The following is a 587-nucleotide window of genomic DNA, read 5'->3' as shown; positions in this document are numbered from 1 at the left end:
CTCGTCGTCGGCACCCAGCGCCTGAGCTACGCCCAGCTGGATGCACGGGCCAATCAGCTCGCGCACCACCTGCGCTCGCAGGGCGTCGGGCCCGAGGTGCGCGTCGCGGTCCTCATGGAGCGCAACGCCGACCTCGTCACGTCCCTGCTCGCCATCCTCAAGGCGGGCGGCACCTACGTGCCCCTCGACCCCGCGTATCCCCGGCAGCGCCTCGACTTCACGCTCGCGGACTCTGGTGCGCGTTTCCTGCTGTCGCATCAGTCGCTGCTGGCTTCGCTGAAGCTCGACACCCAGGGCGTGGAGACGCGCTGCCTCGACGCGCTTCCTGAAGGTGTCTCGGCGCTGCCCACCTCGGCACCGGCCACGTCCGTGTCCGAGGAAAGCCTCGCCTACGTCATCTACACGTCCGGCTCCACGGGCCGGCCCAAGGGCGTCGCCATCTCGCACGCCAGTGCCACCACCTTCCTCGACTGGGCGCTCTCCACCTTCTCGCCCGCTCAGCTCAAGGGCACGCTGGCCGCCACGTCCGTTTGCTTCGACCTCTCCATCTTCGAGCTCTTCGCCCCCCTGGCCTGCGGTGGCGCGGT

The 587-nt window shown here is 69.8% G+C and carries 1 protein-coding gene; it reads left to right on the top strand.

What is annotated here, in order from left to right:
* The coding region (locus D7X12_RS41780; RefSeq protein ID WP_147444025.1) for an AMP-binding protein at nucleotides 1-587 on the top strand (587 nt) is incomplete at both ends.

This window comes from Corallococcus sicarius (genome assembly GCF_003611735.1).
GTDB lineage: Bacteria > Myxococcota > Myxococcia > Myxococcales > Myxococcaceae > Corallococcus > Corallococcus sicarius.
The sequence above is the reverse complement of the archived record's forward strand: the minus strand, read 5'-3'. Positions and strand labels throughout refer to the sequence as shown.